Origin of the sequence: Collinsella sp. TF11-5AC, from assembly GCF_003436775.1 — a bacterium.
In the GTDB taxonomy this organism is placed as follows: domain Bacteria; phylum Actinomycetota; class Coriobacteriia; order Coriobacteriales; family Coriobacteriaceae; genus Collinsella.
Window position 1 is genome coordinate 96,319 of record NZ_QSQO01000003.1, and the last position, 26,399, is coordinate 122,717.

General features: G+C 61.2%; 22 protein-coding genes. 2 read left to right on the plus strand and 20 right to left on the minus strand.

Annotated features, from left to right (window positions below):
• Positions 1-28: 28 nt before the first annotated feature.
• The 12 genes from DXD16_RS02635 to DXD16_RS02690 all read right to left on the minus strand — a co-directional run bounded on the left by DXD16_RS02635 (position 29) and on the right by DXD16_RS02690 (position 11,763).
• The gene (locus DXD16_RS02635) at positions 29-1,183 is read right to left on the minus strand and encodes a cation diffusion facilitator family transporter (protein ID WP_192934459.1); all 1,155 of its coding nucleotides are present in this window, start codon (positions 1,181-1,183) and stop codon (positions 29-31) included.
• 150 nt (positions 1,184-1,333) lie between these two features.
• Entirely contained in the window at positions 1,334-2,548 is a 1,215-nt protein-coding gene (locus DXD16_RS02640) for a PTS fructose transporter subunit IIB (protein WP_147326441.1), read from the minus strand.
• A gap of 40 nt (positions 2,549-2,588) precedes the next feature.
• Positions 2,589-4,313 (minus strand): acetyl-CoA carboxylase, carboxyltransferase subunit beta, encoded by a 1,725-nt coding sequence (gene accD, locus DXD16_RS02645; protein ID WP_117655032.1) that lies wholly within the window; start codon positions 4,311-4,313, stop codon positions 2,589-2,591.
• The gene (locus DXD16_RS02650; RefSeq protein WP_117647602.1) at positions 4,300-5,643 is read right to left on the minus strand and encodes an acetyl/propionyl/methylcrotonyl-CoA carboxylase subunit alpha; all 1,344 of its coding nucleotides are present in this window, start codon (positions 5,641-5,643) and stop codon (positions 4,300-4,302) included. Before DXD16_RS02650 ends, accD begins: the two co-directional genes overlap by 14 nt.
• 10 nt (positions 5,644-5,653) lie before the next feature.
• Positions 5,654-6,076, minus strand: coding sequence for a 3-hydroxyacyl-ACP dehydratase FabZ (fabZ, locus tag DXD16_RS02655; protein WP_117655033.1), 423 nt, complete (start codon positions 6,074-6,076; stop codon positions 5,654-5,656).
• Positions 6,077-6,085: 9 nt separating this feature from the next.
• Positions 6,086-6,559, minus strand: a complete 474-nt coding sequence (gene accB / locus DXD16_RS02660) for an acetyl-CoA carboxylase biotin carboxyl carrier protein (RefSeq protein ID WP_117655034.1) — start codon at positions 6,557-6,559, stop codon at positions 6,086-6,088.
• 3 nt (positions 6,560-6,562) lie between these two features.
• Entirely contained in the window at positions 6,563-7,810 is a 1,248-nt protein-coding gene (gene fabF, locus DXD16_RS02665) for a beta-ketoacyl-ACP synthase II (protein WP_117563765.1), read from the minus strand.
• A 39-nt stretch (positions 7,811-7,849) separates the two neighbouring features.
• On the minus strand, positions 7,850-8,623 hold the full coding sequence (gene fabG, locus DXD16_RS02670; RefSeq protein ID WP_089572490.1) for a 3-oxoacyl-[acyl-carrier-protein] reductase: 774 nt from the start codon (positions 8,621-8,623) through the stop codon (positions 7,850-7,852).
• 30 nt (positions 8,624-8,653) lie between these two features.
• Positions 8,654-9,580, minus strand: a complete 927-nt coding sequence (locus tag DXD16_RS02675) for an ACP S-malonyltransferase (RefSeq protein ID WP_117655035.1) — start codon at positions 9,578-9,580, stop codon at positions 8,654-8,656.
• Positions 9,568-10,512: an enoyl-[acyl-carrier-protein] reductase FabK gene (gene fabK, locus DXD16_RS02680; protein WP_117563768.1), complete on the minus strand. Its 945-nt coding sequence runs from the start codon at positions 10,510-10,512 to the stop codon at positions 9,568-9,570. Before fabK ends, DXD16_RS02675 begins: the two co-directional genes overlap by 13 nt.
• Positions 10,513-10,514: 2 nt before the next feature.
• Complete coding sequence (locus DXD16_RS02685; RefSeq protein WP_006235019.1) at positions 10,515-10,751, minus strand: acyl carrier protein; 237 nt, start codon at positions 10,749-10,751, stop codon at positions 10,515-10,517.
• A gap of 52 nt (positions 10,752-10,803) precedes the next feature.
• Positions 10,804-11,763, minus strand: a complete 960-nt coding sequence (locus DXD16_RS02690; protein ID WP_117655036.1) for a beta-ketoacyl-ACP synthase III — start codon at positions 11,761-11,763, stop codon at positions 10,804-10,806.
• Between the two features lie 174 nt (positions 11,764-11,937).
• Here DXD16_RS02690 and DXD16_RS02695 point away from each other — a divergent pair, with 174 nt between their 5' ends.
• Positions 11,938-12,714 carry a biotin--[acetyl-CoA-carboxylase] ligase gene (locus DXD16_RS02695; RefSeq protein ID WP_117635351.1) on the plus strand — a complete coding sequence of 259 codons (777 nt, stop codon included), beginning with the start codon at positions 11,938-11,940 and terminating at the stop codon, positions 12,712-12,714.
• 116 nt (positions 12,715-12,830) lie between these two features.
• Here the strand turns inward: DXD16_RS02695 and rpsJ are convergent, their stop codons facing one another.
• From rpsJ to DXD16_RS02725, 6 genes are all read right to left on the minus strand, one after another.
• On the minus strand, positions 12,831-13,139 hold the full coding sequence (gene rpsJ, locus DXD16_RS02700; RefSeq protein ID WP_022094184.1) for a 30S ribosomal protein S10: 309 nt from the start codon (positions 13,137-13,139) through the stop codon (positions 12,831-12,833).
• Positions 13,140-13,199: 60 nt separating this feature from the next.
• A complete protein-coding gene (fusA, locus tag DXD16_RS02705; RefSeq protein WP_022094183.1) occupies positions 13,200-15,299 on the minus strand; it encodes an elongation factor G in 2,100 nt (699 codons plus the stop codon).
• A gap of 19 nt (positions 15,300-15,318) precedes the next feature.
• On the minus strand, positions 15,319-15,792 hold the full coding sequence (gene rpsG, locus DXD16_RS02710; RefSeq protein ID WP_006235013.1) for a 30S ribosomal protein S7: 474 nt from the start codon (positions 15,790-15,792) through the stop codon (positions 15,319-15,321).
• A gap of 73 nt (positions 15,793-15,865) precedes the next feature.
• Complete coding sequence (gene rpsL / locus DXD16_RS02715; RefSeq protein WP_006235012.1) at positions 15,866-16,243, minus strand: 30S ribosomal protein S12; 378 nt, start codon at positions 16,241-16,243, stop codon at positions 15,866-15,868.
• Positions 16,244-16,513: 270 nt separating this feature from the next.
• Positions 16,514-17,590 carry a DUF4179 domain-containing protein gene (locus tag DXD16_RS02720; protein WP_117655037.1) on the minus strand — a complete coding sequence of 359 codons (1,077 nt, stop codon included), beginning with the start codon at positions 17,588-17,590 and terminating at the stop codon, positions 16,514-16,516.
• Positions 17,541-18,059, minus strand: a complete 519-nt coding sequence (locus DXD16_RS02725; protein WP_055285248.1) for an RNA polymerase sigma factor — start codon at positions 18,057-18,059, stop codon at positions 17,541-17,543. The genes DXD16_RS02720 and DXD16_RS02725 overlap by 50 nt, the downstream gene beginning before the upstream one ends.
• Positions 18,060-18,080: 21 nt before the next feature.
• Here DXD16_RS02725 and DXD16_RS10340 point away from each other — a divergent pair, with 21 nt between their 5' ends.
• Positions 18,081-18,272 carry a hypothetical protein gene (locus DXD16_RS10340; protein WP_199408073.1) on the plus strand — a complete coding sequence of 64 codons (192 nt, stop codon included), beginning with the start codon at positions 18,081-18,083 and terminating at the stop codon, positions 18,270-18,272.
• Between the two features lie 97 nt (positions 18,273-18,369).
• Here the strand turns inward: DXD16_RS10340 and DXD16_RS02730 are convergent, their stop codons facing one another.
• A complete protein-coding gene (locus tag DXD16_RS02730) occupies positions 18,370-22,845 on the minus strand; it encodes a DNA-directed RNA polymerase subunit beta' (RefSeq protein WP_187361807.1) in 4,476 nt (1,491 codons plus the stop codon).
• A gap of 6 nt (positions 22,846-22,851) precedes the next feature.
• The gene (locus DXD16_RS02735; protein ID WP_233502589.1) at positions 22,852-26,280 is read right to left on the minus strand and encodes a DNA-directed RNA polymerase subunit beta; all 3,429 of its coding nucleotides are present in this window, start codon (positions 26,278-26,280) and stop codon (positions 22,852-22,854) included.
• Positions 26,281-26,399 lie beyond the last annotated feature (119 nt).

A 26,399-nucleotide genomic window follows, 5' to 3' on the forward strand; every position in this document is an offset into this window, starting at 1 on the left:
CTGTATAACTTGCTCTACCGGCGCAGCCCTACTCGTGGGTATGGCCTACGTAGTCTTCGTCGATCGTGATCTTGGCAATCGACTTGGGATATTCGGATTCGACACGTTTCGCCAACGCGCGCTTTAGGTCCTCGGCGTTCATCGCCAAATCCGAGGGTCGCACGCAGTCAAAAATCACATTGGTGTGCGTGGGGCCCGGTACGCAACGCAAGTCGTGAATCGAAAGGCGGCTATCAATCTCCTGAGCCATGGCGTGAATGCGCAAGCGCATGCTCGCCACTTTGGGGTCGTCGGTCACGATGGGGTCGTAATGGAGCGTGACGATCATGCCGTCTTCGTTCCTAAACGACTGCTCGATGTTATCGAGCGTGTCGTGGCTTTCCAGCGGGCTTGCCTCGGCCGCCATCTCGGCGTGCGCGCTTGCAAACTTCCTGCCCGGACCGTAATCGTGAACCATTAGGTCATGAACACCCAAAACGCCGGGGTAGCTCATGATCTTGTCTCGGATGTGCTTGACCAACTTGGGATCGGGTGCCTGGCCCAAAAGCGGGCTTACCGTATCCTGGATGAGCTCAAAGCCGCTCCAGCCAATATAGGCGCCAACGGCAAGGCCGACCCATGCGTCAAGATTGATGTGCGTCACCTGCGAAACAATTGCGCACGCCAGCACAGCACCCGTAGCTAGGACATCGTTCTTTGAGTCCTGAGCGGTCGCATGCAGCGTCTCGGACTCAATACGATCGCCGAGCTTTTGGTTGAGGGCCGCCATCCAGAGCTTTACGACCATCGAAAGCACTAGAACCGCCACCAGGGCAAGCGAGAACTCGACAGGCTCGGGGTTGACAATTCGCTCCACCGACGACTTCACCAGCTCAACGCCAATCAGCAGCACGAGCGCCGCCACGACCAGACCCGAGAGATACTCGTAGCGGCCATGTCCGTAAGGATGCTCGGGGTCGGCCGGCTTGCCCGCCAGCTTAAAGCCAAGCACGCTCACGATGTTCGAGCTGGCATCAGACAGGTTGTTCATAGCGTCCGCCACAATCGAAACCGATCCCGACAGCACGCCAATTGCACCCTTCGCAGCGCAAAGCGCAACATTGGCGAGAATACACACTATGCCCGTCAACGTTCCCACGCGCGCACGGTCGCCCTGCGCACGACGAACAATCCACTCGACCATCCTCATCAGTCCCCACGGTACTACCTATATATCTATTGCTCAAACGGATTGTAGTGTAGCCACTTTGTCCTCCAGATACAAAAAGGCCGCAGCCCACACGGGCCGCAGCCTTGGAATATGACAAAGGAATCGTCCTTTTGTCGCACAGATTTATGCGCTTGCTTCAGCAGCGCTCGCCACTGTTTCGAGCGAATCAGCTTCGTCTTCTGCCGCCTGCACCTTTGTCGGCACCACGCCAAAGCAGTAGCTCAGCGCCGCAGACACCGCAAATGCTGCGCCGCCGGCAGCGCAGCACCACAGCAGATTCGAGATGCCGCCCGTGGCAAAGCCAATGACCATAAGAACATTCGTCATACCGATAGTATAAGCCGTAACGTGGCCTACGGCCGCAACAAGGCCTCCGACGGCGCCGCCAACGGCCATGCACGTCAGACACCTGCCATATTTAAAGCCGCATCCGTACAGCGCTGGCTCGCTTACGCCGCCAAGAATACCCGAGATTGAATAGCCCAGCATGAGCGCCTTCTCGTCCTTATCCGCAACGCGGAGCGACGCGCCAAAGGGCATACCCCAAACGGCGAACGTTGCCATCGTCGCGGCGATCAGGATGCACGAATCCGTTCCCACACTCATAAACTGCGCATAGGCGAGCGATAGGACAACGTTGCTGACACCCGCGATCTTAAGAAACTCCCAGCCCGCGGCAAGCCCCATGAGCGTGAGCAGCGACACGATGCCACCGGAATTGCCAAGCATAAACATAAGCTGTCCCAACAGCATGCCCAGATAGCTGCCTGCCGGCGCCGTAACACACAGCGACACCGGAACCATAACGAGCATGGTTGCAAACGGTACAAAAGAAAACGCCACAGCCTGAGGGATAGTGCGCTTAAAGAAACGCTCCACCTGCCATAGCACGGGCACCGAGATGAGAACCGGAATAACAGTCGTTGTGTAATCGTTGACCGGCGCGGGAAGCAGACCATACACGAAAGCCATCGCTGCCCCCGTCGTCGATGCGGCATCGACGAGCTTAAGCAGATCGGGCGCAATCAATACGCCGCCCAGCATCATGCCCAGCTGCTCCGAGCAACCGAGCTGGCGGGCGGCCGCCCAACCAAGATAAATGGGCAAAAAGTAGTAGCCGGCGTTATAGAGCCAACTGTAGAACAGGCGATAGATTTCGGAATCGGCAGACCACAGGCCCAGCATGCCTTCGCCCATAACGACGGCGGCGGTGCGGAACAACGCCGCGCAAACAATAAACGGCAGCGCCGACATCATGCTTTTGGACAGATAGTCCACCACGGCCATGGCGTTTGATGAAACCGTCGTTGTAAACGAGGTGTTAGAAACTTGTGACATGGAACGCCTTTCCCAATGTGACATGCGGGCTGTCCCTTTGTCACATCGTGCGGTACTGACCGATTGCGCGGTACTTTTCGTAGCGGAGGTTTGTGAGGGTCGCGTCGTCGAGCTGCCCAAGCGTATCGAAGGCATCAAATGCCGAGGACATGACGGCACCGGCGATCTCCTCATGCGACAGGCCCCTATCGTCGACAATGCCGTCGATGATGCCGAGCGCCAACAGATCGGGGGCCGTGAGCTTAAGCGCCTCAGCGGCCTCATTCGCGCGCTCGGTATCCTTCCACAGGATCGACGCACAGGCCTCGGGGCTCACGACCGAATAGGCCGAGCTTGAGAGCATCAGGATGCGGTCGGCCACGGACAGCGCCAGCGCGCCACCAGAGCCGCCCTCGCCTGTCACCACCGAGACAATCGGCGTCTTAAGGCCGCTCATCTCCATGAGATTCTGGGCAATCGCCTCGCCCTGGCCGCGCTCCTCGGCACCGATGCCGCAAAACGCGCCCGAAGTATCAACCAGGCACAGAACCGGCCGACCAAATTTCTCGGCTTGGTGCATCAGGCGACGTGCCTTGCGGTAGCCCTCGGGATGTGCCATACCAAAGTTGCGACGCATGCGCTCTTTGGTCGTGGTACCGCGCTCGATGGCGATAACCGTCACGGGTCGCCCGTCTTTCCAGCCGATGCCGCCCACCACGGCAGCATCGTCGCCAAAGTAGCGGTCGCCGTGCAGCTCTACGAATCCGTCGAGACCCAACGAGATCATCTCGCCTGCCGTGGCGCGGTTCGCCGAGCGAGTCTGTTTGACGATTTCGAGCGCGCTTTTTGGTGCGACCGAGCGCTTAAACAAGTGTCCCAGCTTTTTGTCGCGACGACCCGTATGCACGATCTCATGCGGTGCCCCCAGGCCGGGCGCGTGCCCTTCGTGCAGCGCCAGCAGCTCGCCTACCGTGAGCGCAATCTCACCACGCGGAACAACGGCATCGCAAAAGCCGTGCTCCAGCAAAAACTCGGAACGCTGGAATCCCTTGGGCAGACGCTTGTGCATGTTCTGCTCGATCACGCGCGGGCCGGCAAATGCCGTCAGGGCATCGGGCTCGGCCAGGATAATGTCGCCCTCCATGGCAAAGCTCGCGGTTACACCTCCGGTCGTGGGATCGGTGAGCACCGTGATATACAGGCCGCCCGCCTCGCTGTGGCGCCTAACCGCCGCAGAAATCTTGGCCATCTGCATGAGCGAGGTCACGCCCTCCTGCATGCGGGCGCCGCCCGATACGGTAAAGCCAACGACCGGCAGCCCCAACTCGGCCGCGCGCTCAAAGACACGACAGATCTTCTCGCCCACCACGGAGCCCATTGAGCCCATCATAAAGTTGGCATCCATAAAGAAGAGCGCGGTATCGCAGCCGCAGATTTTGCCCCTGCCGCACACAACGGCATCGCGCTCGCCCGAACGCTCGCTCACGCTCTTAAGCTTGTCGGCATAACCGGGAAACGAGAGGAAGTCCTTCGACGCCAGATTGGCATCCCATTCCTCAAAGGTACCCGCGTCGACCGTCATGCGCATGCGCGCGCGACCGCTCACGCGAAAGTGTTTGCCGCAACGAGGGCAGACCTCGAGGTTGTCGTGCAGGCGCGCCTCATCGATCACACGGCGGCACTCCGGGCATTTGACAAACACGTGGCGCGCGGGGAACTCGGCGCACGACTCGGTTATCGGCCCCTCAAGGACATTGACCGTCTTCGCTTTTCTATTCATCAGCATAGAGATGCCCCATCAGATCGGTGTGATACATGCCCGACAAAAACTCGTCGTTTGCCAGCACGTCGAGCTGAAGCTCGCTATTTTCGCTCACGCCCTCAATCACGAGCTCGCCCAGGGCCGAGCGCATCTTGCGAATGGCACCGTCACGCGTGGGCGCGCACACGATGAGCTTGCCGAGCATGGAGTCGTAGTACGGCGGAACTTTCGCTCCGGTAAACATGGCGGAATCCCAGCGCACGCGCGGACCACCCGGCACACGCAACGCGGTGACCGTTCCACATGACGGTAGAAAGTCCGGCGTTTCGGCATTGATGCGGCACTCCATGGCGTGGTTGCGGACCGGTACGTCCTCCTGCTCAAAGGGCAGAGGCTGGCCGGCAGCCACGCGCAGCTGCCACTTAACCAGGTCGGTATCGGTCACAAACTCCGTAACCGGATGCTCCACCTGCAAGCGCGTGTTCATTTCCATAAAGTAGAAATTGCCGTCATCTGAGTACAAAAACTCGATGGTGCCAGCGCCCTCATAGCCAACGGCACGAGCCAGGTCGCGCGCGGCCTTGTGCATGCGCGCGCGAATATCATCGCGTCCGTCGAGGCACGGCGCGGGGCTCTCCTCGATCAGCTTTTGGTTGCGGCGCTGCACCGAGCACTCGCGCTCGCCGAGCGAAAACACATGGCCCTGCTTATCGGCCATAATCTGTACCTCAACGTGATGCGCCGGCGCAACGAACTTCTCCATGTAGCACTCGCCGTCGCCAAAAACGGCCTCACCCTCGGCACGCGCCTCGATGAACGCCTTTGCCGCATCTTCCACGCGCTCGACCTTGCGAATACCGCGACCGCCGCCGCCCGCGCGCGCCTTAATAAGCACGGGGCAGCCGATGCGCTCGGCCTCGGCCGTTGCTTCCTCGGGGCTTTTGAGCAAATCGCAGCCCGGCACGATGGGCACGCCCGCAGCAGCGGCCGTTCGGCGTGCGGCGTCCTTGTCGCCCATGCTGTCGATCACCTCGGCCGAAGGACCGACAAACGCCAGACCGAACTTGTCGCAGTCGCGCACGAAGCTCGCCTTCTCGGAAAAGAAGCCATAGCCGGGATGGATCGCCTTTGCCCCCGACTTTACGGCACAGGTGAGCACGGCATCGTCGTTGAGGTAGCTCTCGGCAAGACGCGGGCCGCCGATGCAATACGCCTCGTCGGCAAGCTGCACGTGTAGCGCGTCCGCATCGGCCGTGGAATAAACGGCGACGGTCTTGATGCCCATATCGCGGCACGCGCGGATAACACGGACCGCGACTTCGCCGCGGTTGGCGATGAGCACTTTGTCGAACATGGAGCCTTCCTTAACTTTCGTGCATGAGTGCAAAAGACATATCGGCGCGGCAGCAAACCTCACCGTTGACGCTCGCAGTACCCGTCGCAAAGCGGAACGGCCCGCGCGCACGCGTGATGGAGCACACTAGATCCACCGTGTCGCCCGGGCGCACCGGACGCTTAAAGCGCACCTTGTCCAGACTCGTGTAGAACGGCGTCGCGCCGCGCGCCTCCTCATCGCCCATCAGCAGCACGCAGCAGTTCTGGGCGAGCATCTCGCACTGAATCACGCCGGGAACGACCGGGTTTCCCGGAAAATGTCCCTGCAAAAAGTACTCGTCGCCTGTAATCGCGATCTTGCCGTGGGCCTCGTCGCCCACCAGCTCGGCTTCGTCGAGCAAAAGCATCGGCTCGCGATGCGGTAATAGCTTCTTGAGCTCTTCTTTGTTCATGGATATCACCTATCCGATCCTCATGAGGCAGCTGCCAAACTCCACGAGGTCGCCGTCGGCCACGCAGATCTCGAGCACCTCACCGTCTGCCTCGGCCGTCACCTCGTTGAGAACCTTCATGGCCTCGATGATGCAGAGGGTCTCGCCGGCCTTGACCTTGGAGCCCACGCGCACAAACGGCTCGTCGCCCGGCGCAGGGGCAGCATAGAAGACGCCCACCATGGGAGCAGTCACCTCGGTGCCCTTGGGCTCCGGCGCGGCGGCAGGTGTCTGCGTGGCGGGTTCCGGTGCGGCAGGCGCGACTGTGGGAGCTGCAACTTGAGCGGCCACGGCACCCGGCATAGGCACGGGCACGGCAACCGGCTGCGCGGCACTCGCGCGCTCGAGTTCGACCGCGGTGCCATCGGGCTCCTCAACACGTACGCGCGTAAGGCCGCGGTCCTCCATCACATCGGCTATCTCGGCAAGTCTTTTGGAATCCATGCTCTAGCTCCTCGTATATCTACGCAGCGCGATGGCGGCGTTGTGCCCGCCAAAGCCCAGGTTGGTCGAAAGCGCCCAGGTAAGGTCGGCGCGAACCGCTCGATTAGGCGTGTAATCAAGATCGCAGGCGGGATCGGGCGTGTGGTAGTTAATGGTCGGGGGCACCACGCCCTGCTCGAGCGCCATGGCACAGGCCATGACCTCGATGGCACCCGTGGCACCGATCATGTGCCCGGTCATCGACTTGGTCGACGAGACGTGCGCGGCGCGTGCCGCGTCCTCGCCGAGCGCCCGCTTAATGCCTGTCGTCTCGGACGAATCGTTGAGCTTGGTCGAGGTGCCGTGGGCGTTGATGTAGAGACCCTCGGAAGGCTTGACGTCGCCCTCGGCTACCGCCAGCGATATCGCACGGGCAATGCCGGCGGCATCGGGGTCGGGGCTCGTAATGTGATAGGCATCATCGGTGTTGCCGTAGCCCACGACCTCGGCATAAATGTGCGCACCGCGCGCCTGCGCATGCTCCATGCTCTCGAGTACCAGCACGCAGGCGCCCTCACCCATCACAAAGCCATCGCGGTCTGCGTCGAACGGGCGGCAGGCCGTCGCGGGATCGGGGTTGGTGGTCAATGCGCGGCAGGACGTAAAGCCTGCAACAGCATCGGGGATAATGGCCGCCTCGGCACCGCCCGCGAGGATCGCGTCGGCATAGCCGTGCTTGATAGCACGGAACGCCTCGCCCACCGCATGGGCCGAGGTCGCGCACGCAGTCACGACTGGCAGGGTCGGTCCCTTTGCCTTGTGACGGATTGCGATATTGCCCGATGCCATGTTGGGGATCATCATCGCGATCATGTAAGGCGATGCGCGGCGGGGCCCACGGTCGGCAATCGTATGGACGTTGTCGACGAGCGTCTGCATGCCGCCCACGCCCGACCCCACGTAAACGCCCAGGCGCTCGCGATCGATGGCGCCTTCGGCATCAAAGCCCGCATCGTGCATTGCCTCGTCCGAAGCCACCAGCGCAAACTGAACGCAGGGGTCCAGATGCTTGGCGTCGCGCTTGCCAAAGTACTCGTTGCCGTCAAAGCCCTTGACTTCGGCCGCCACCTTGACGGTAAACGCATCGGTATCAAAGTGCGTGATCGGGCCGATGCCACAGGTCCCGGCGCACATGGCCGCCCAGGTGGCAAGCGCGGTGTTGCCGAGCGGCGATACGGCACCGATGCCGGTGATTGCAACTCTCTGTTCCATCATGGTCTCCTCATCCAAGCCGTTCTTCGGCCCTGGTTTCTACATCGCCATTCCGCCGTCGACGCGCACGACCTCGCCCGTAATGTAAGCAGCCGCATCGCTCGCTAAAAAGCGCACCACGCCGGCCACTTCCTCGGGACGTGCCATGCGCTTAAGGGGAATCTGTTCCTCGGTTGCCGTACGCACCTTCTCCGAGAGCTTTGCCGTCATATCTGTCTCGACAAACCCGGGAGCGACCGCGTTCGCTCGTACGCCACGAGGCGCAAGCTCGCGCGCCACCGCCTTGGTAAGCCCTATCACGCCCGCCTTGGAAGCAGCGTAGTTGGCTTGCCCGGCATTGCCCATCAGGCCCACGACCGAGCTCATGTTGACGACGCAACCGCCGCGCTGGCGCATAAAGGTCTTGGTGAGCGCGCGCGTCATATTGAATGTTCCCTTGAGATTGACATCGAGCACGCGATCGAATGCGTCATCGCCCATGCGCATGAGCAGGCCATCGCGGGTGATGCCGGCGTTGTTGACGAGCGCCCAAATGGAACCAAAGTCGTTGAGGACCGCTTCCACGCACGCGTTGACAGCAGCGGGATCGGCCACGTCGCATTGATATGCGCGTGCCGTGGCGCCAACCGCCTCACAGGCTTCGCACGTCTTGCGCGCCGCATCGACGCTGCCGGCATAGACGACGGCGATATCAAAGCCGTCCTCCGCCAGACCGACAGCGCAGGCGCGGCCGATACCCCGCGAGCCGCCCGTGACCAGTGCCACACGACGTGAGTCGTTGCGCTCGAGCGCGCCGTTGTTCAAGTTGCCCATGTCATTCCTTTCGGGTTACAGCCCTGTGGACTATGCGAGCTCGTCGGCAATAGCTGCGACCTGCTCGGCCGTTTCGCACGAATACACGCGAACGTCGCTCAGCGTACGCTTGGCCAGGCCCGACAGCGTTTTGCCAGGGCCGACCTCAATAAACGTGTCGATGCCCTGATTCTGCAGAGCATGCAGCGTGTCGACCCAACGAACGGCATGACTCACCTGATTGGCCAAGACATCCGATGCCGCTCGCGGGTCCGCCGGATAGGGCGCCGCCGTCATGTTTGCCATGACCGGAATCAGCAGCGGTGACGGCGCGTGGCCGGCTTGGATATACGTCGCCAGCCCCTCAGTCGCCTCGGCCATATAGGGGCTATGAAATGCGCCCGACACCGCGACTTTCATAGCGCGGCCGCCAGCCTCTTTTACTAGGACGTCGAGCTCCTGCAGCGCCTCGGGCGCTCCGGCAACAACCGTCTGCTGCGGACTGTTGTAGTTGACCGGCCAGCAGTCCTCGCCGGCCTGTTTTGCCAGGTTCTCGACTTGCGCCGCATCGAGCTTGATGACGGCGCGCATGCCGCCCGGATGGCGCTCGGCAGCCGCGGCCATCAGCGCCGCGCGCTCGCACACGAGCTCAAAGCCCGCTCGCGTATCGAACGCCCCCGCAAAGGTGAGCGCGGCGACCTCGCCAAGCGAAAAACCCGCACAGGCGGCAGGTACCACGCCGCGCTCACGCAGGGCGACAGCCGCTGCCAGATCGTGAACGAACACGCACGGCTGCGTGTTCTCGGTCTGCGAGAGTTCCTCCTTGGAGGCGCTTCGGCACTGCTCACTGGTCCCCGGGCGCACCTCGTCGGCAATGGCGAACACCTCGGCGGCGGCCGGCGATGCCTCGATCAGGTCGACGCCCATCGCGGGGTGCTGGGCGCCCTGGCCGGCAAACAGAAACGCTACGCCACCCATGCGCACGCACCCTTCAGGACGTGCTCGGCGCCATCGACCAGGTCGTCAACGATTTCACGTGCACTTTGGCGCTCGTTGACCATGCCGGCAATCTGTCCACACAAAAACGAGCCCTCTTCGTAATTGCCGTCCTTGGCGGCCTTGCGAAGGGCGCCCGTGCCCATGGCCCCGAGCTCCTCGACGCTTACGCCCGCCGCCTCGCTCTTGGCGTAGGCGTTGGTGAAGGGGCTCTTGAGGGCACGCACCGGGTGTCCCGTCGAGCGGCCGGTCGCACGCGTCGAGGTGTCGTTGGCCTTCAGGACCATCTCCTTGTACTGCTCCGATACGGTGCACTCATCTGCGATCAGAAAGCGCGTACCCACCTGCACGCCGGCGGCGCCCAGCATAAAGGCGGCCGCCACGCCGCGGCCATCGGCGATACCGCCAGCCGCAACCACGGGAATATCGACCGCATCGACAACCTGCGGCACCAGTGCCATCGTCGAGGTCTCGCCAATATGGCCGCCTGATTCGGTACCCTCGGCAACCACGGCAGTGGCTCCACGACGCGCCACGAGGCGCGCCAGCGCCACCGAGGCAACGACCGGGATGACCTTGATGCCCGCCTCGTTCCACGCCTTCATGTACTTGGTGGGATTGCCGGCACCCGTCACGACGACCGGCACCCGCTCGTCAATCACGACCCGCGCGACCTCGTCGGCAAACGGGCTCATGAGCATGACGTTGACGCCAAAGGGCTTATCCGTCCTGGCGCGCAGCTCATGAATCTGGTCGCGCAGCCAGTTGGCGTCGGCGTTCATGGCCGCGATAATCCCTAAGCCGCCCGCCTCGGACACTGCGGACGCCAGCGAGGCGTCGGCGATCCAGGCCATACCGCCCTGGAACACGGGCTTTTCGATGCCGAGCAGATCGCAGAGAGGAGTCTTGAGCATCTCTACTTCTCCAATGCCGCCTCGACCGTATCGGCGAACTCGCCGACCGTCTTGGGGTTCTCCTCGGTATCGAGCTGGATGCCAAACTCGTCCTCAACGGCGACGAGGATCTCGACGGTGCCCAGACTGTCGAGACCAATCTCCTCGAGCGTGGACTCGGGCTTCATCTCGACGTCGTCAAGACCGGCGGTCTCGCGGATAACATCGCAAACGCGCTCGAAGGTCTTCTGATCTGCCATGGTAGTTCTCCTTTGTTTGTGCCCTAGGGGCGTTTTTATTTCCTATGTGCAACTACTTCCAACGAAGTAGATAGCCACCTATATCCAGACCGGCGCCAAATCCAACGAGGGTGATGGTGTCGCCCGTGTGAAGTGCACCGGCGTTTGCCAGCCGGTCGAGGGCAAGCGGAATGCATGCGCTCGAAATGTTGCCGGTCTCGCGCAGCGTTCGAACCACGCGCTTGTCTGGCACACCGAGGCGCTTGACCGCCTGACTCAGGATTCGTTCGTTAGCCTGATGGAATACAAAATGGTCGATGTCCTCGACCGAAATGCCCGCATCGCTCGCAAGCTTATGGACCGTGTCGCAAATCGCGTTGACGCCGAACTTGAACACGCGGCGGCCATTCATGGACAGCACGCTCTCGCTATCTGCGGAGGCCTTAAACGGCGAGGTGCCGACCAGACCGGGAACGCACAACGTCTCGACGTCGGGCGCCGTCGAAAGCTCAACGGCAAGGGGGCTGTCTCCCCCAGCCTCAATCACCGCGGCGCCTGCCCCATCGCCAAAGAGCACACAGGTGGCGCGGTCGGTCCAGTCGAGCGCGCGCGTCATCTGCTCGGCGGCAACGACAAGCACATGCTTGGCTCGTCCTCGGGCGATATAGCCCTCGGCAACATCGAGCGCAAATACGAAGCCGGCGCAGGCAGCCGAGACATCGAAGGCAGGGCACGTCGCGCCCAGTCGTACAGCAACGGCACACGCCTCGGCGGGAACAAGGTGGTCACCCGTCGTCGTCGAGCAGACGATCAGATCCAACTGGCTCGCGTCGATTCCGGACACCTGAAGTGCCCGCTCGCTCGCCGCTACGGCAAGGTCGTCAAGTGACTCGGTGGTGCAGACGTGGCGACTCTTAATACCTGTGCGGGTAAAAATCCACTCATCCGAGGTATCGAGGAACTCGGACAGCTCGTCATTGGAAACACTGCGCTTAGGAAGCGCCGAGCCTGTTCCAAGAATCGTGAAACCCATCACTAACCTCCTTTGAGTTGTTGACGTGTTTACATCGACCAAGAGAGGATAGCGCATTTCAGTCGTTGTTAACGTGTTAACATTAAATTGTCCAAATGCGACAAAGGCTTCACATTGTGTCTCTCTCGACACCATTGCGTTATTCACTTATTCATTAAGGAGGTAGCAGCCGTTATGGATGCCAAATTAACGATAGTCGACGTAACCGGATCGACCAACGATGACCTGCTCGAAGCAGGAAAACAGGGAGCGCCGCACGGCACAGGACTTGCCGCCCGGGCTCAGACAGCAGGACGCGGCCGGCGCGGCCACAAGTGGGATTCAACCGCCGGCAACCTATTGCTTTCGATTGTCCTGCGTCCATGCGTTAATCCTGCGAAGTACTCTGGTCTTGCTGCCGTCAGCGGCCTAGCGGTGCTCGAGGCGCTCGAAAAACAGGGTCTTGCAAACGAGATTGGCCTCAAATGGCCCAACGACCTGGTCGCGCGTGGACGCAAACTCGGCGGCATTCTGGTCGAGGCCGCACGCGATAACGAAGGCAAACCTTTCGCCGTCTGTGGCATTGGTGTCAATGTGAACTATGCGCCCCAAGAGGTGCCCGATGGCGGCCTGCCGGCAATCGGGCTCTCGGACCTTAACGAGAACGTTCCAGCTGTCGACATGCTCCTCGATGAGGTCTATCACGCAGTTATAGACGCTATAGATGCCTGGGCAGAACGCCTCAACGCCATGGAAGAAAACACCGGACCGCTCGCGCCCGTCCACGGCGAATATGTCGCTCACCTCAATTGGATTGGAAAGCACGTTATCGCCCGCTCCCCTGCCGGTGACGAGCTGGCGCGAGGCATCTTTAAAACGGTCGATGGCTTTGGTCGTGCGTGCATCGAAACAGAAGACGGCTTGCGATCCTTCCATTTTGAGGAAGCGTCATTGCGCCCCTTGAGTGAGTAGGTCGCCACAGCCAGCCGCTCGGCAGCCTTACCCGGCGATCCAAACCCATCATGCAAAACAAAAGGGCCCCGCTACCGTAACGGCAGCGGGGCCCTTTAAGCTATGAGCGATATCGCTTAGAGCTTGATGTCGATGTCGACGCCAGCGGGGAGGTCGAGACGCATAAGCGAATCAACGGTGCCCGAGGTGGGGTCGAGGATGTCGATGAGGCGCTTGTGGGTGCGCATCTCGAACTGCTCACGGGAGTCCTTGTTCACGTGCGGCGAGCGGATAACCGTGTACAGGTTGCGCTCGGTGGGCAGGGGGACAGGACCGGAAACGCGAGCGCCGGTCTTCTGAGCGGTCTCGACGATGAGCTTCGCGGACTGATCGACGACCTCGTGATCATAGCCCTTGAGGCGAATGCGGATCTTCTGGGTAGCCAACTTAAACCTCCAAAGAGTGCGAGAGATGCTCTCGCGGATTACGTAACAGGGAGCTCGAACTTAGGCGTTCTTGCTCATGACCTCGTCCACGATGGACTTGGGCGCGGGCTCATAAGAGTCGAACTGCATCGTGTAGGATGCACGGCCCTGGGTCTGGGAGCGAAGGTCGGTAGCGTAACCGAACATCTCGCCCAGCGGCACCTTGGCACGGATGAGCTTGCTGTTCTTGCGATCCTCCATGCCCTCGATCTTGCCGCGGCGACCGGAGAGGTTGCCCATAACGTCGCCCATGTACTGCTCGGGGGTCTCGACCTCGACAGCCATGATCGGCTCGAGCAGCTGCGGGTCGGACTTCTTGAGGGCGTCCTTGATAGCCATGGAACCGGCGATCTTAAAGGCGGCCTCGGAGGAGTCGACCTCGTGGTAAGAACCGTCGAACAGGGTGACCTTAACGTCGAGGACCGGGAAGCCGGCGATAACACCGGTGTTCAGGGCCTCCTGGATGCCCTTGTCGATGGACGGGATGTACTCCTTGGGCACGACGCCGCCGACGATAGCGTTGACGAACTCGTAGCCGAAGCCCTCCTCCATCTTCTCGAGCTTGATGACGGCGTGGCCGTACTGACCGCGACCACCGGACTGACGGACGAACTTGCCCTCAGCCTTCTCGACGTCGTGACCAGCGGTCTCGCGGTAGGCAACCTGGGGCTTACCAACGTTAGCGTCAACCTTGAACTCGCGGAGCAGACGGTCGACGATGATCTCGAGGTGCAGCTCGCCCATGCCGGCGATGATGGTCTGGCCGGTCTCGTGGTTGGTGGACACCTGGAAGGTCGGGTCCTCCTCGGCGAGCTTGGTCAGAGCCAGGGACATCTTGTCCTGCTCGGCCTTGGTCTTGGGCTCGATGGCAACGTCGATAACGGGCTTAGCGAACTCGATCTTCTCGAGGACGATCTCCTTGCCCTCGGCGCACAGGGTGTCACCGGTGGTGGAGTTCTTGAATCCGACGCAAGCGACGATGTCGCCGGCGGCAGCGTCGTCACGGTCGATACGCTCGGCGGCGTTCATCTCGAGGATGCGGCCGAGGCGCTCGCGCTGACCGTTGGAAGCGTTGACAACGTAGGAGCCGGACTCGGCGCGGCCGGAGTAAACGCGGACGTAGGTGAGCTTACCGACGAACGGGTCGGTCATGATCTTGAAGACCAGGCCGGAGAAGGGCTCGTCGAAGGAAGGATGACGCTGGATCTCCTCGCCGGTGTCCGGATCGGTACCGGTGACGGCCTCAACGTCGAGCGGGCTGGGCAGGTAGTCGACGACAGCGTCGAGCAGCTCCTGGACGCCCTTGTTCTTGTAGGCGGAGCCCACGAAGACGAGGTTGAGCTCGTTGGCCAGAACGCCCTTACGCAGAGCAGCCTTGAGCTCCTCGACGGTGAAGTCCTCCTCCATGAGGATCTTCTCCATGAGCTCGTCGTCAAAGCTGGCAGCAGCGTCGAGGAGCTCCTCGCGCTTGGTGGCAGCGATGTCGGCGAACTCAGCCGGGATCTCGTCCATCGGCTCGGGGTAGGTCATGCCCTTCTCGTCGGCCTTGAAGTCCCATGCAGTCATGGTGACCAGGTCGATGACGCCCCAGAAGTTGTCCTCGGCGCCCATCGGGACCTGAGCGGCCACGGCGTTAGCGTCGAGACGATCCTTCATGGTCTCGATAGCGTTGAAGAAGTCAGCGCCCACGCGGTCATACTTGTTGATGAAGGCGATGCGGGGAACGTTGAAGGTAGAAGCCTGACGCCAAACGGTCTCAGACTGGGGCTGAACGCCGGCAACGGCGTCGAAGACGGCGACAGCGCCATCGAGGACGCGCAGGCAGCGCTCGACCTCGGCGGTGAAGTCAACGTGGCCCGGGGTGTCGATGATCTGGATGCGGTAGTCCTTGCCGTCCTTGTTCCAGAAGCAGGTGGTAGCAGCGGAGGTAATGGTTACGCCGCGCTCCTGCTCCTGAACCATCCAGTCCATGGTGGCAGCGCCCTCATGGACCTCACCGATCTTGTGGGTCTTACCGGTGTAGTAAAGAATACGCTCGGTCGTGGTGGTCTTACCGGCATCGATGTGGGCCATGATGCCGATGTTACGGGTATCGGAAAGCTTGTACTTAGGCTTAGCCATGTTAGTTCCTTACCTTAACTTACCAACGATAGTGAGAGAACGCGCGGTTGGCCTCGGCCATCTTGAAGACGTCCTCACGCTTCTTGACGGAAGCGCCCAGGCCGTTGGAGGCGTCGAGGATCTCGTTGGCGAGACGCTCGGCCATGGTCTTCTCCTTGCGAGCGCGGGAGAAGTTGACGATCCAGCGGATACCCAGAGCGGTGGAACGACGGGAGTTGACCTCCATCGGGACCTGATAGGTAGCGCCGCCGACACGCTTGGGCTTAACCTCGAGCGTGGGCTTGACGTTGTCCATAGCCTTCTTGAAGGTAGCGAGAGCGTCGCCACCCTCAGACTTCTCGGCAACGATCTCGAAAGCGGTGTAAACGATGCGCTCAGCGGTGGCCTTCTTGCCGTCAAGAAGGACCTTGTTGATGAGCTGAGTCACCAGGCGGTTGTTGTAAACGGCGTCAGGCTGAACCTCACGACGATTAGCTGCTGCACGACGCGGCATGTGAAATCTCCTTAAGTGTCTACCGTGCGGCGCTTAGGCGGCACACGGCGAAAGTATCAAAACGTTATCTGGCTTATTTAGCCTTGGGGCGCTTAGCACCGTACTTGGAACGGGCCTGCATACGGTTCTGGACCGGAGCAGCGTCGTAGGCGCCACGGATGACGTGATAACGGACACCAGGGAGGTCACGGACACGACCGCCGCGGACGAGCACGATGGAGTGCTCCTGCAGGTTGTGGCCCTCACCCGGGATGTAAGCAGTAACTTCGATGCCGTTGACAAGGCGAACACGGGCAACCTTACGAAGAGCCGAGTTCGGCTTCTTGGGGCTCGTGGTGAAGACGCGGGTGCACACGCCGCGCTTCTGGGAGTTGTGCTGCAGAGCAGCGTTCTTGGACTTCTTGGGCACGGAACGACGGCCCTGGCGAACCAGCTGGTTAATAGTAGGCAAAGCGTACTCCTTCTCGAATGATTCCAGCTTTCTGTAAAGTGCAACGGCTTGAATCGAGGGGTCAGCATCCCCCTACGAAACACGCAGTTCGATAGGATACGTGCCGTTAGCTGTGTCGTCAACAGACCACGCCGCCGGGCGTATCCCAAAATAGCTATATTTCCGCAAAGCCTCCATAAAAGGAATCCCCGCCTGTGCGCAAGTGCCCATTCCAGCCGTCCATGTAACGCAAAAATGGCCGCTTCCCCTAGTGGGAAGCGGCCTCAAGTCTTACGAGTAGACGATGGTAAAGGGTACTTCTGTTTCGGTCTCTCCTGTTGATGTGCACCTCGTTCCCTCAAGGGTTACCGATACAACCTGATCGACATTGATGAGCCTTGCCGGAACCCAGATGTTCTCTCCGCTATTGCGCGCCATCGAAACATAGAAATTGTACGCCCCTGCGTCGTCATCTTCGATAATCTGCTCCGATCCATCCTTGTAGCTGACGGTCAGTTTATGATCAACTGCTTCATAGCCCAGATCATCGATGTGCGTCTGGATGGAAAACGGGCTGATCTCGAGAGGCGAGTCGTCGGAGCGGAGCTCCTTTGTATCGACGTGCGCTCCGACGTTAAACTCTGGCGTCGATACCTCGATCACCTTCGCATCCTCACCTTTGCCCTCCGTCCAACTGATATTCCAGGTGACCGCATGTCGTAAATCTCGATCGCGATTCCAAGATGCAAAGTACATCGTGCCGTTAATGACCGTGTCGCTTGATGTGTCTTTATCAATGGTGCAGCGTGTATCAGCCCATTCCTCGCCGAAGTTCATGCTGGGTGTACTGACGCCCCCTTCTTCTTCACCATAGAGAACAAGTTCGCCAGTCTCTGCCGCCGGCTTGTAGTAGTTAACACCATTTGGATTGGACAACGTAAACGTCACGGCACCGCAACCGTTTTTATCGATAGCCATATCATGAATGTCGAGTGTATAGCCGTTGCCCTCGACGGACAGATTGACCTTCTGTACTGAACCCTCCAAGCTTTGGGGCGCAATGCCGTCACCAAACTCTCTGGTGTAGGTATATTTAGTCCCCGACGAGCCACCTTGAGTCCAGGTAATGGACTCTCCGTTGCCATGGTTTCCCCAGGCAGAGGCAAAATAGCTGGAATTGACGACGGCGTAGGCGACCCCTCCGGTCGCCAGCACTCCGGCAAGGCATCCGATTACGGCAACATAGAGAGGCTTCGCGTGGCCCTTTCGATGAAGCGGCTCACCCGCAGCAGCATCAATAACACGGTCGGCAAGATCGCTATCGGCTTGGATGGACTCGAAGGCCTGCTTGATTTGATTGGATTTCACGGTCGCCCTCCTCTAGGATGAATTTGAGCTTCGATCTACCGCGAGCTAAACGCGTTCGAACGGTCGCGGCTGGCACATGCAGTAACTCGGCAATCTCTGAGGTCGAAAAGCCCAGATAGTAATAGAGCACGATGGGGACACGGAATCGCTCCGGAAGTCGCATAACGTCTGACAGGACCGCCTTGGTCTCATCCTGCGCCGCCGAAAGCGAATCGGCCAGGTTCTCAATATCCTCTACACGCCTCCATGGCTTTCGAAAGAGCGATTTACATTCATTGATCGTGACCCGGATAAGCCAGCGGCGAAGATGTTCCCAACTTTCAAAGTGTCCATCGCTTTTAAGCAACTTAAGAAAGACATCTTGGGCAATATCGTCGGCATCGGCGCGATCGCGCAGGTACGTCAAGGCGATTCGAAACACGACATCCCGGTGATCTTCGACCGCCTGTCTAAATGCTTGTTCTTCCATAATCACCTCCCGGTGACGGTAATGATTCTTGATGAGGTCCTCACCATAGATACGCTCTGGCCGGACGAAATGTTTCAAATTCAAGCAGGAAAAACCTACCAAAATAAACCTGCCCCTTTTTGGCAAGGGATCAACGGAACGCAACAGGTTGAGCATACGCAAGCGAGCGGCCCCCAGAGCGTACAAGGTGGCATGAAAAAGGCAGGGCATTGACCTTTTGGTCATGCCCTGCCTTTTGAATGACAGATTGTAGCTCTGGGGGCCGCGCAGCGACGGAGGTCGCCGCCGTTCGTTAGAACGGCGGAACTAGTTACTCCTCGTCGTTGTCCTTGGCCTCTTCGGCGTCATCGGTGTCCACGAGCTGGTTGAGCAACTCGTCGAGGGAAGCCATGTCCTCGTTGATGGCACCGTTGGCGGGAGCCTTCTTGTCGTCGATCGGAGCGCCCAGGAGCTCCTCGTCGGCGTCGGCGTGATGCGTCGGAGCGGAGGTACCCAGCAGGATATCGTCCGGACCGTCGGGGCTAAAGACCATCTGCAGCAGCTGCGAGAGGTCTTCCTCATCGGCAACGTCGTCGTTGTTCTCGAGGATGTAAAGCAGGTCGTGGGCCTCGAGGCCATCACGGAGCTCCTCGATCGCCTTGGCACCGATACCATCGATGCGCAGCAGATCCTCCTCGGACTTGCCGACCAGGTCCCCGACCGTCTCGATGCCGACCTCGCTGAACTTGTTGGTCCAGCGCTGCGACACGCCCAGATCGTCGAACAGGTACAGGCGAGCCTTCTCGGCGGAGATGGTGTGGCCGTTGCGGGTGAACGAACCGTCAGCACCACCGAACTCGTCGTAGCCGGCCCAGTCGAGCTGCTGCGGGAGCTGCTCGTCCAGGTCCTTGAGCTCAACCGGAGCCCACTCGGGCAGCGACTTGGCGTTGGGCGAAGCCGGGCCGTCGATGTCGACATAGCCGTCGGCCGTACGATACGTCAGCTTGGCGTTGGCGTACGGCTTAAGACCGGTACCGGCCGGGATCTTCTTACCGACGATGACGTTGGACTTAAGGTCGAGCAGGTGGTCGACCTTGCCCTCGATGGCAGCCTCGGTAAGGACGCCGGCGGTGCGGATGAACGAAGCGCTCGACAGCCAGGAGTCGATGTTGGACGCGACCTTGAGCGTACCCAGGATGACGGGCTCGGCCACGGGGGCCTGACCGCCCAGACGGGCAACGCGCTCGACCTCGTCGGCGAACTCGTAGCGATCGACGTACTGACCAAGCAGGTACTTGGAGTCGCCGGGGTTGGTGATCTGAACGCGACGCAGCATCTGACGTGCGAGCACCTCGATGTGCTTGTCGTTCAGGTCGACGCCCTGGCTGGTGTAGACGTCCTTGACGCTCTCGACGAAGGTGTGCATCGTCGACTCGATGTCGGTCAGCTTGCGCAGGTTGCGGAAGTTGACGAAGCCCTTGGTGATCTGGTCGCCGGCGCGAACCTCGCAGCCGTCCTCGATCTCGGGCATGAAGCGCACCGAAGCGGGGACGCGACGCTCGTCGAGGACACGGGTGTGATCCTCGGAGTCGGTGAGCGTCAGCACGTACTCGGACTTCTCGGGCTTAATCGAGAGGTGGCCGGAGTACGGAGCCAGCTCGGCCTCGCGACCCAGGATCTTCTCGTTGACGTTGCCGACGATATCGAACATACGGCTGACCGTAGGCAGACCCTGCGTAATATCGTCGACGCCAGCGACGCCGCCGGAGTGAATGGTACGCATCGTAAGCTGCGTACCGGGCTCGCCGATGGACTGGGCGGCAATAATGCCGACCGCGGTACCGATGGCGACCGGACGACGGGTGGAAAGATCCCAGCCGTAGCACTTCTGGCACACGCCGTACTTGGAGCGGCAGGTGAGCAGCGCGCGAAGCTTGACCTTCTTAAGGCCGGCATCGACCATCTTCTGGATGTCAGCGACCTTCTCGATGTAGCCGTCCTGCTCAAAGAGCACGGTGCCATCGGGAGCCACGACGTCCTCAATGAAGCAACGGCCGACGAGGTCGGTGTTGAGGTCGGTGGTGCCGGGGATGATGAGGTTGTAGGTGACGCCCTCGTGCGTACCGCAGTCCTCCTCGCGGACGATGACGTCCTGGGCCACGTCGACCAGACGACGGGTCAGGTAACCAGAGTCTGAGGTGTGGGATGCGGTATCGACCAGGCCCTTACGGGCGCCGTAGGTCGAAATGAAGTACTCGAGCGGCAGCAGGCCCTCGCGGAAGTTCGCCTTAATGGGAAGGTCGATCGTCTCGCCGGACATGTCTGCCATCAGGCCACGCATGCCGCCGAGCTGACGCAGCTGGGTCTTAGAACCACGGGCGCCGGAGTCGGCCATCATGTAGAGCGGGTTCTCCTCGTCGAACAAGTCGAGCATGAGCGCTGCAACCTTATCGGTACAAGCGGTCCACTCGTTAACGACTTCGATGTGGCGCTCCGTCTCGTTGATGAAGCCCTCCTCGAAGTACTCGTTGATCTGGTCGACGTTGGCCTGGGCGCGATCGAGCAGCTCCTGCTTCTCGGCAGGGATGAGAGCGTCCCACACCGAGATGGTGAGGCCGGCGCGGGTAGCGTAGTGGAAGCCGGAGTACTTGATGGCGTCGAGGATCGGGCCGACCTTGGCCTCGGGATAGCGATCGCAGCAGTCCGCAACCAGCTTGGCCACGTCGCCCTTGACCATCTTGTAGTTCATGAACTCGTAGTCTTCGGGCAGGCACTGGCGGTTGAAGATGATGCGGCCGATAGAGGTCTCGAAGCGCGCGGTCTTGTTGCCGGTGACGTCGTAGTCGACAAACTCGTTCTTGCCGTTCTTGACGCGGAAGATACGGGTGCCGTCCTCGTTGATGACATTGGCGTCGGCAGCGGACACGCGGACCTGAATCTTGGCCTGCATGTCGACCTCGGAGCGGCAGTCATAGGCGTGCAGCGCGTCGTCGAAGCTGGCGAACACGTGGTTCTCGCCCGGCAGACCGTCGCGGACCTGGGTCAGGTAGTACACACCGATGATCATGTCCTGCGAGGGGATGTTAACCGGCTTGCCGGATGCCGGCGAGCGCAGGTTGTTCGCAGAGAGCATAAGCACGCGAGCCTCGGCCTGAGCCTGGCTGGACAGCGGCACATGGACAGACATCTGGTCGCCGTCGAAGTCGGCGTTGAAGGGCGAGCAGACCAGCGGATGCAGGTGGATAGCCTTGCCCTCGACCAGCACCGGCTCAAAGGCCTGGATGGACAGACGGTGCAGGGTCGGTGCACGGTTGAGCAGCACGACGCGGCCGTCGATGACCTCTTCGAGGATATCCCACACAAAGGTGGCACCGCGGTCGATAGCGCGCTTGGCGCCCTTGATGTTCTCGACCTTGCCGAGCTCGACCAGGCGCTTCATGACGAAGGGCTTGAAGAGCTCCAGCGCCATGGTCTTGGGCAGACCGCACTGGTGCAGCAGCAACTTGGGGTCGGTAACGATTACCGAACGGCCGGAGTAGTCGACACGCTTGCCCAGCAGGTTCTGACGGAAACGACCCTGCTTGCCCTTGAGGGCCTCGGCGAGCGACTTGAGCGGGCGACCGCCACGGCCAGAGACCGGGCGACCACGACGGCCGTTGTCGAACAGGGCGTCCACGGACTCCTGGAGCATGCGCTTCTCGTTGTTCACGATGATCGCAGGGGCGTCCAGGTCGAGCAGGCGCTTGAGTCGGTTGTTACGGTTGATCACGCGACGATACAGGTCGTTGAGGTCGGACGCGGCAAAGCGACCGCCGTCGAGCTGGACCATCGGGCGCAGATCGGGCGGAATGACCGGGATGACATCCAGGATCATGTTCGCGGGGCTGTTGCCACCCTTCAGGAAGGCGTCAACGACCTCGAGGCGCTTGACGGCCTTCTCGCGCTTCTGCTTCTGGGAATCCTCGTCGGCAATGATGGCCTTGAGCTTCTCGGCCTCGGAAGGAAGGTCGATGGCAGCGAGCAGGTCGCGGACGGCCTCGGCACCCATGCCACCCTTGAAGTACATGGAGTAGTAGCGGGTCATCTCGCGGAACAGCGGCTCATCGGAGATGAGGTCGCGCTCGGTGAGCTTCATGAAGGCGTTGAAGGCGTCCGTGCGGAGCTGCTTCTCGTCCTTGCACTCTTCCTCGATGTCGACGATGCCAGAGGCGATCTCCTCGGGGGTCAGCGGCTCCTCGTCGGAGAACTCGTCAAAGTTCTCGGGGTCGCCCTGCTCCTTGAGGGACTCGATCTGGCGGGCGCACTCGGCATCGATCTCTTCCAGATCGGCGGCGAGCTCCTCGCGCAGGTCGTCAGCGTCGGCCTCGCGAGCCTCGTAGTCAACCTCGGTGATGATGTAGCTGGCAAAGTACAGAACCTTCTCGAGGTCCTTGGACTTGATGTCGAGCATACGGCTCATCGGGAAGCTCGTGGGGCTCTTGAAGTACCAGATGTGGGACACGGGAGCGGCGAGCTCGATGTGGCCCATGCGGTCGCGACGCACCTTGGCCGAGGTGACCTCGACGCCGCAGCGCTCGCAGACGATGCCCTTAAAGCGGATGCCCTTGTACTTGCCGCAGGAGCACTCCCAGTCCTTGGCGGGACCGAAGATCTTCTCGCAGAACAGGCCGTCCTTCTCGGGCTTGAGGGTACGGTAATTGATGGTCTCCGGCTTCTTGACCTCACCGTGCGACCAGGAACGGATCTGGTCGGCGGAGGCAAGGGAGATCTTTACCGAGTCAAAATCAGTAGCTTCGAAATCTGCCACAGTCAACTACTCCTTATCAGTGGTCGTGGCGGCGACAGCCTCGGGTGCCTCGGCGGTCTCGGCATCCTCGGCCTCGACGTCGGTGTCAACGCCGGCGAGCGCAGCCAGGTCGTCGAGAGCAGAGGTCTCCTCGGCGGTCACAGGGGCGGAGGCGTCCTCGTCGGCATCGTGCATGGGCTCGATGTCCAGCGCGAGGGAGCGGATCTCCTTGACGAGAACCTTGAAGGACTCGGGGATACCCGGGACAGGAACGTTCTCGCCCTTGACGATGGACTCGTAGGTCTTGACGCGGCCCACGGTATCGTCGGACTTGACGGTCAGGATCTCCTGCAGGACGTTGGAAGCGCCGTAAGCGTACAGTGCCCAAACTTCCATCTCGCCGAAGCGCTGGCCGCCGAACTGGGCCTTGCCGCCCAGAGGCTGCTGGGTAACCAGGCTGTAAGGGCCGGTCGAACGGGCGTGGATCTTGTCGTCGACCATGTGGCCGAGCTTGAGGATGTAGGACGTACCCACGGTAATGGGCTCGCGGAACTCCTCGCCGGTGCGGCCGTCGAACAGACGGGTCTTGCCGCGCTCGTCAAGCTGGGTGACGAACTCGGGACGCATGTGATCGCCAAAGGCAGCGGTGGCCTTGTTGAGCATGTTCTTGTTGGCACGACGGATGACCTCGGCGATCTCGTCCTCCTTGGCGCCGTCGAAGACAGGCGTGGCGGTGAAGAACGGACCGGGGACATACTTGTCGGAGTCGGCCTGCTCGGTATCCCAACCGCAGGCAGCAGCCCAGCCAAGGTGGCACTCGAGCAGCTGGCCGACGTTCATACGCGAAGGAACGCCCAGCGGGTTGAGGATAACGTCGATCGGGGTACCGTCAGCCATGTAGGGCATGTCCTCGACCGGCAGAACGTTACAGATAACACCCTTGTTGCCGTGGCGGCCGGCGATCTTATCGCCCTGCTGGATCTTACGACGCTGGGCGACGTAGACGCGCACCTGCTCGTTGACGCCGGGGGCCAGGTCGTCGCCGTTCTCGCGGCTAAAGCGGACGACATCGATAACGCGGCCGTAAGCGCCGTGAGGCATCTTAAGGGAGGTATCGCGGACGTCGTGGGCCTTGGCACCGAAGATGGCGCGCAGCAGGCGCTCCTCGGCGGTCAGAGCGCTCTCGCCCTTAGGCGTGACCTTGCCGACCAGGATGTCGCCAGGGCCGACCTCGGCGCCGATGCGGATGATGCCGTCCTCGTCGAGGTTGGCAAGCATGTCCTCGGAGAGGTTCGGGATCTCGCGGGTGATCTCCTCGGGGCCGAGCTTGGTGTCGCGGGCGTCGATCTCGTGACGGGTGATGTTGATGGTCGTCAGCAGGTCCTCGGCCACCAGGCGCTCGGACACGACGATACCGTCCTCGTAGTTGAAGCCTTCCCACGGCATGTATGCCACGGTGAGGTTCTGGCCCAGTGCGAGCTCGCCGTGATCGGTCGAAGGACCGTCGGCCAGAGGCTCGCCCTGCTCAACGGTGTCACCGACGCGCACGAGCGGACGGTGGTTGATGCAGGTGGACTGGTTGGAGCGCTGGTACTTGGCCAGGTGATACTCGTCCATGCCGCCGGCATGCTTGACGATGATCTTGGCGGCGTCGGCAAAGATGACCTCGCCGGCGTTCTTGGCCAGGGTGACCTCGCCGGAGTCCAGAGCGGCGCGACGCTCCATGCCGGTACCGACATAGGGAGCGGCGGGGTGAACCAGCGGCACGGCCTGACGCTGCATGTTGGCGCCCATCAGCGTACGCTTGGCGTCGTCGTGCTCGAGGAACGGGATCAGCGTGGCTGCGACGGAGAGCATCTGACGCGGCGAGACGTCCATGTAGTCGACGTCCTCGACGGGCACGTCGGCGGGAGCGCCGAAGGAACCGTCGAAGTCGCGGGTACGGGCGATCACGGTGTGCGGGCGGACGATCTTGCCCTCGGCATCGGTCGTGATGAACTCGTTGGTCTTGGGATCGAGCGGCGTGTTGGCCGGCGCGATGACGTGCTTCTCTTCCTCGTCAGCGGTCATCCAGTCGATCCGATCGGTGGCAACGCCGTTCTCGACGCGACGGAACGGGGCCTCGATGAAGCCGTACTCGTTGACGCGGGCGTAGAGGGCGAGCGAGCCGATCAGGCCGATGTTGGGGCCTTCGGGGGTCTCGATCGGGCACATGCGGCTGTAGTGCGAATTGTGAACGTCGCGGACGGCCGTCGGCACGTTGGTGCGGCGGCTGGAGCCGGACTTGTGGCCGGCAAGACCACCAGGGCCGAGTGCGGACAGACGGCGCTTATGGGTCAGACCGGTCAGGGGGTTCGCCTGGTCCATGAACTGCGAGAGCTGCGAGGAACCGAAGAACTCCTTGATGGAGGCCACGATCGGGCGGATGTTGATGAGCGACTGCGGGGTGATCTCGTCGATGTCCTGGGAGCTCATGCGCTCACGGACGACGCGCTCCATACGGCTCATACCGATACGGAACTGGTTGGCGACGAGCTCGCCGACGGTACGGATGCGGCGGTTGCCGAAGTGGTCGATGTCGTCGACCTTGAAACCCTGCTCGCCGGCAGCGAGGGACAGCAGGTAGCGCAGCGTCGCAACGATATCCTCGTCGGTGAGCACCGTGACCTCTTCCTCGGTGGTGAGGTTGAGCTTCTTGTTGACCTTGTAACGACCGACGCGGGCCAGATCGTAGCGCTGCGGGTTAAAGAGCAGGCCCTCGAGCAGGCTGCGGGAAGCGTCCACGGTGGGAGGCTCGCCCGGGCGCAGGCGACGGTAGATCTCGATGAGGGCGTCCTCGCGGGTGAGGGCGGTGTCGCGCTCCAGGGTGCGCTTGATCACATCGGAGTTGCCGAGCAGCTCGATGATGTCGTCGTTGGTGACGGCAATGCCAAGGGCGCGCAGGAACATCGTGGCGCTCTGCTTGCGCTTACGGTCGATGGAGACCATGAGCTGGTCGCGCTTGTCGACCTCAAACTCGAGCCAGGCACCGCGGGACGGGATAATCTGGGCCTTGTAGATCTGCTTGCCCGAATCCATCTCGGAGCTGTAGTACACGCCCGGGGAGCGGACGAGCTGCGAGACGACGATACGCTCGGTACCGTTGATGATGAAGGTGCCCTGATCGGTCATCATGGGGAAGTCGCCCATGAAGACGAGCTGCTCCTTGATCTCGCCGGTCTCCTTGTTGGTGAGACGAACGTCGGTCAGAAGCGGAGCCTGATAGGTCATATCCTTCTCGCGGCACTCCTCGACGGTGTGCGCGGGGTCGCCGAACTGATGCTCGCCGAAGGTAACCTCGAGAACATGGTTCTGGCTCTGGATGGGGCTGGATTCCTTGAACGCCTCACGAAGGCCCTCGTCCTTAAAACGCTCAAAGGATTCCCTTTGAACAGAGATAAGGTTGGGGAGCTCCATGGCCTCCGGGATTTTCCCGAAGCTGACGCGCTTGCGCTCAGTGGCAGTGTATGCGTAGGTCACCAGGTTTTTCCTCCTTCACGGAAATGCTCGGTGGGTTGGCGAGGCATAGCTTCGCC